The organism is Kitasatospora sp. NPDC036755, from assembly GCF_040636595.1.
Lineage (GTDB): Bacteria > Actinomycetota > Actinomycetes > Streptomycetales > Streptomycetaceae > Kitasatospora.
On sequence record NZ_JBEZUT010000440.1, the window covers coordinates 1 to 5664 of the forward strand.

Consider the following 5664-nt stretch of genomic DNA (forward strand, 5'->3'; position numbering starts at 1 on the left):
GGCACGGCGGCCTTCGTCCCGGCGGTGCGGGCCGGCCGCCCCGAGGACCGGACGGTCCTCACGGCCCTGGCCCAGCTCCATGTGCGGGGCGCCGGTCTCGACTGGTCGGCGGTGTTCGCGGGCACCGGCGCCCGCGCGGTGGAACTGCCCACCTACGCCTTCCAGCACGAGCGGTTCTGGCTGGAGTCGGGCGCCTCGGCCGGTGACGTGTCGGCGGCGGGCCTGACCTCGGCCGAACACCCACTGCTCGGCGCGGTGGTGCAGGTGCCGGACGCGGGCGGTGTGGTGGCCTCGGCGCGGCTCTCGCTGCGCACCCACCCGTGGCTGGCCGACCACCGGGTGTCGGGCGCGGTGGTGCTGCCGGGGACCGGGCTGCTGGAGCTGGTGGTCCGGGCCGGTGACGAGCTGCGTGCCGGCGCGGTCGAGGAGCTGGTGATCGAGGCGCCGCTGGTGGTGCCGGACACCGGCGGGGTGCAGCTGCGGGTGGTGGTCTCCGGTGCGGACGAGGCCGGGCGCCGGACGGTGGGCGTGTACTCGCGTGCCGAGGAGGCTCCCGCCGACCTGCCGTGGGCCCGGCACGCCACCGGCACGCTCACCGAGGAGGGCCCGGTCGCGGTCGGGGGTCTGACGCAGTGGCCTCCGGTGGACGTTCGGGCGGAGGATCCGGCGGAGTTCTACGAGCGCCAGGCCGGGGCCGGTGTGGTGTACGGGCCGTCGTTCCAGGGGCTTCGGGCGGTGTGGACGCGCGGCGAGGAGGTCTTCGCCGAGGTCGAACTGCCCGAGCAGCTCCAGGGCGAGGCCGGCCGCTACGGCCTGCACCCCGCGCTGCTGGACGCCGCCCTGCACGTCTCCGGTTTCGGGGCCGTCGCCCAGGGCGAGCCCGGACAGCTGCTGCTGCCGTTCGCCTGGAACGGCTTCACGCTCCGCGCGGCCGGTGCCACCCGGCTGCGGGTGCGGGCCGGTTCGGCCGGGGCGGACGGGGTGTCCCTGGAGCTCTCCGACGCGAGCGGCGCCCCCGTCGCCTCGGTGCGTTCGCTGTCGTTCCGCCCGGTGGCCGCCGGACGGCCGGACTCCGCGACGAGCGCGGAGCGCGAGGCGCTCTTCAAGGTCGAGTGGACCCCGCTGTCCCGTGCGCAGGACGAGGGGGCGACGGCCGGGGGCGTTTCCTGGGCCGTGCTCGGCCCGGTCGTTCCAGCCGGCCTGACGGTCCCCTCGCCCGCCGTCCACCCGGACGTGCCCGCGTTGGCGGCCGCCGTCCGGTCGGGCGAGCCGGTGCCCGGCGTGGTGCTCGTCGACACGACGCGGTGGCTCGCGGGGGCCGAAGGGCCGTCGCGGACCAGGGAGTCGGCCTTCGGGCTGCTCGCCCTGGTGCAGTCGTGGCTGGCCGAGCCGTCGCTCGCGGCGGCCCGGCTGGTCGTCCTGACCCGCGGCCTGGCCGACGACCCGGCGGCGGGCGCGCTGTGGGGCCTGATGCGCACCGTCCAGTCCGAGGAGCCGGAGCGCTTCCTGGTGGTCGACACGGACGGGGAGGAGGCGTCCTGGCGCGCCCTGCCCGGCGCCGTCTCGACCGGTGAGCCGCAGCTGGCCCTGCGGTCCGGCACGGTCACCGTGCCCCGGCTGGTCCGGGCGGTGGCCGACCCCGCGCTGGCGGTGCCCGCCGGCGCCCCGGCCTGGCGGCTGGAGACCACCGGCGGCGACACGGTCAAGGACCTCGCGCTCGTGCCGTCCCCGGCGGCGACGCGGCCGCTGGAGCCGGGCGAGGTGCGGGTCGCCGTCCGCGCCGCGGGCGTGAACTTCCGCGACGTGCTGATCACGCTCGGCATGGTCCCCGGGCAGCACGGCCTGGGCGGCGAGGTCGCCGGCGTGGTCCTGGAGACCGGCCCGGAGGTGACCGGACTGGCCGTCGGCGACCGGGTGATGGGCATGCTCGGGGAGGACTTCGGGGCGTTCGGACCGGTCGCGGTGACCGACCGGCGACTGCTGGTCCGGATGCCGGAGGGCTGGTCGTTCGAGCAGGCGGCCTCCGTCTCGATCGTCTTCCTCACCGCCTACTACGGCCTGCGCGACCTGGCCGCCCTCGTCCCCGGCGAGACGGTCCTGATCAACGCGGCGGCGGGCGGCGTCGGCATGGCCTCGGTCCAGCTCGCCCGCCACTTCGGCGCCGAGGTGTACGGGACGGCCGGCCCCGGCAAGTGGGCGGCGCTGCGGCCGCTGGGCCTGGACGACGACCACCTGGGGTCGTCCCGCACGGTGGAGTTTCGGGAGCGCTTCCTGGCCGCCACCGGCGGCCGGGGCGTGGACGTGGTGCTCAACTCGCTCTCCGGCGAGTTCGCCGACGCCTCGCTGGGCCTGCTGCCGCGCGGCGGCCGCTTCCTGGAGATGGGCAAGACCGACATCCGCGAGGCGTCCGAGGTCGCGGCGGCCCACCCCGGAGTGGCGTACCAGGCGTACGACCTGCGGGAGGCCGGCCCGGACCGGATCCAGGAGATGCTCACCGAGCTCGTCGCGCTCTTCGAGGCCGGAGTCATCAGCCCGCTGCCGCACCGCAGTTGGGACGTGCGGCGGGCCCCCGAGGCGTTCCGTCACCTCAGCCAGGCGAAGCACGTCGGCAAGGTCGTGCTGAGCGTTCCGCACGGCCTGGATCCGCGGGGCACGGTGCTGGTGAGCGGTGGTGGTGCTCTGGGTGCTTTGGTGGCGCGGCATTTGGTGGTGGCGCACGGGGTGCGGCATCTGGTGTTGGCGAGTCGTCGTGGTGCTGCCGCTGCCGGGGTCGGTGAACTGGTGGAGAGCCTGCGGGGGTTGGGCGCCGAGTCGGTGGACGTGGTGGCCTGTGATCTGGGTGACCGGGAGTCGGTGGCCGGTCTGTTGGCGTCGGTGCCGGCGGAGCGTGGGCTGACGGCGGTGGTGCACACGGCCGGTGTGCTGGACGACGGTGTGGTGACGGCGTTGACGCCGGAGCGTCTGGACGGGGTGTTCCGTCCGAAGGTCGACGCGGCCTGGCACCTGCACGAGTTGACGCGGGACACGGACCTGGCCGCGTTCGTGCTGTTCTCGTCGGCGGCCGGTGTGCTGGGCAACCCTGGTCAGGGCAACTACGCCGCGGCCAACGGGTTCCTGGACGGTCTGGCGCGGCAGCGGCGGGCCCAGGGCCTGCCCGCGGTCTCCCTGGCCTGGGGCTTCTGGGCCGAGAGCAGCGGCATGACCGACCACCTCGCCGACGTCGACCTGCACCGCACCCAGCGGGGCGGCATGAAGGGGCTGACGGAGGAGCTCGGCATGGCCCTGCTCGACGCGGGCCTCGCCTCGCCCGACCCGGAACTCGTCCCGACCGTCCTGGACCTGGCCGACCTGAGGGCCGAGGCCGCCGCCGGGCAGACCTCCCCGCTCCTGCGCGGACTGGTCCGGCCGCCGCGGTCGGCGGCCGCCACGGAGCGCGCCACCGGGCACGAGGAGTCGCTCGTCCAGCGGCTCGCCGGGCTCTCCCAGGACGACCGGGCCAGGCGGATGCTCGACCTGGTCCAGGAGAACGCGGCGGCCGTCCTCGGCCACACGACGGCCGGCCTGATCCAGCCGGCCCGGGCCTTCAAGGACGTCGGCTTCGACTCCCTCACCGCCGTCGAACTCCGCAACCGCCTCGGCCGGGCGACCGGCGTGCGGCTGTCCGCCACGACCGTCTTCGACTACCCGACCCCCAACGCGCTCAGCGCGCAGCTCCTCGCCGAGCTGGCGCCGCAGCTCCCGCCGGCCACCGGCCCGGGAGGCCCGGCCGCCGGGGGAGCGGGGGAGATCGACGAAGCCGAGTTCCGCCGGGGGCTGGCCGCGCTGCCGCTCGACCGGATCCGCGCGGCCGGACTGCTGGACGGGCTGATCGGTCTGATCGGCACCACCGGAACCACCGACACGGCCGGTACCACCGGCGCCACCGGCCCGGCGGACGGCGAGGAGGAGCTCATCGACGCCCTGGACGTCGCCGACCTCGTCCGCATGGCCCGCGAAAGCCTCGATTCCTGAACAGCTCTGGAGAGATAGAGATCATGGAGAAGATGTCGTCCGAAGCTGTGGTCGAGGCGCTGCGCGACTCGCTGAAGGAGACCGCACGGCTCAGGAAGCAGAACCAGAACCTGCTCGCCACCGCGTCCGAGCCGATCGCGATCGTCGGGATGGCCTGCCGGCTGCCGGGCGGGGTGACGTCCCCCGAGGAGCTGTGGCAGCTGCTGGCGGAGGAGCGGGACGCGATCTCCGGGTTCCCGGAGGACCGCGGCTGGGACCTAGAGGGCCTGTTCGACCCGGACCCGCAGAGCCCCGGCAAGTCCTACGTCCTCCAGGGCGGCTTCCTGCGGGACGCCGGCGGGTTCGACGCCGAGTTCTTCGGGATCTCGCCGCGTGAGGCGCTGGCGATGGACCCGCAGCAGCGGCTGCTGCTGGAGACCTCGTGGGAGGCCTTCGAGCACGCGGGCATCGACCCCAACACGCTGCACGGCAGCAAGGTCGGCGTCTTCTCCGGGGTGATCAACCACGACTACATCGTGCCGCTCCAGGACGCCCCGGAGGAGCTGGAGGGATTTCGGCTCACTGGTGTCTCGGGCAGTGTCGCCTCGGGCCGGGTGTCGTACACGCTGGGTCTCGAGGGCCCTGCGGTGACGGTGGACACGGCGTGCTCCTCCTCGCTGGTGGCGCTGCACCTGGCCGCGCAGTCGCTGCGCCAGGGCGAGACCGAGATGGCCCTGGTCGGCGGCGTCACGACCATGGCCACCCCCGACAACTTCGTGGAGTTCTCGCGGCAGCGCGGTCTGGCGCCGGATGGCCGGGCCAAGGCGTTCGCGGCCGCCGCCGATGGGACGGCGTGGGCCGAGGGTGTGGCGGTGGTGCTGTTGGAGCGGTTGTCGGAGGCGCGGCGGCGTGGGCACCGGGTGCTGGCGGTGGTGCGGGGCAGTGCGGTGAATCAGGACGGTGCGTCGAACGGTCTGACGGCTCCGAATGGTCCGTCGCAGCAGCGGGTGATTCGGCAGGCGTTGGCGTCGGCGCGGTTGGCGTCGGCGGATGTGGATGTGGTGGAGGCGCACGGTACGGGGACGGCGCTGGGTGATCCGATCGAGGCGCAGGCGTTGCTGGCGACGTACGGGCAGGGTCGTGAGGCCGAACGGCCCCTGTGGTTGGGGTCGTTGAAGTCGAACATCGGTCATGCGCAGGCGTCGGCGGGTGTGGCGGGTGTGATCAAGATGGTGCTGGCGATGCGGCACGGGGTGATGCCGAAGACGCTGCATGTGGACGAGCCGTCGCCGAAGGTGGACTGGTCGGCGGGTGCGGTGGAGTTGCTGACCGAGGCGCGGGAGTGGCCGGCGGTCGAGGGACGGCCGCGCCGGGCCGCCGTCTCCTCCTTCGGCGTCAGCGGGACCAACGCCCATGTCGTGCTGGAGGAGGCACCGGCGGTCGACGCTCCGCCGGCTGTGACGGACCCGGCCGTTCTTCCGCTCGTGCCGTGGGTGCTGTCGGCGCGCTCGGAGGCGGGGCTGCGGGGTCAGGCGGCCCGGCTGCTGGCGCTGGTGGAGGGCGATGCGGAGCTGGATCTGGTGGATGTCGGGTTCTCGCTGGCCACGACGCGGGCCGCGATGGACCACCGTGCGGCGGTGGTCGGTGCCGACCGGGCGGCGCTGTTGGAGGCGC

General features: G+C 74.5%; 2 protein-coding genes. Both read left to right on the forward strand.

Annotated features, from left to right (window positions below):
- Positions 1 to 4011, forward strand: a 4011-nt coding sequence (locus AB0E96_RS37425; RefSeq protein ID WP_359830726.1) for an SDR family NAD(P)-dependent oxidoreductase, incomplete at its 5' end; no start/stop codon positions are given.
- A gap of 32 nt (positions 4012 to 4043) precedes the next feature.
- The coding region (locus AB0E96_RS37430) for a beta-ketoacyl synthase N-terminal-like domain-containing protein (RefSeq protein ID WP_359830728.1) at positions 4044 to 5664 on the forward strand (1621 nt) is incomplete at its 3' end.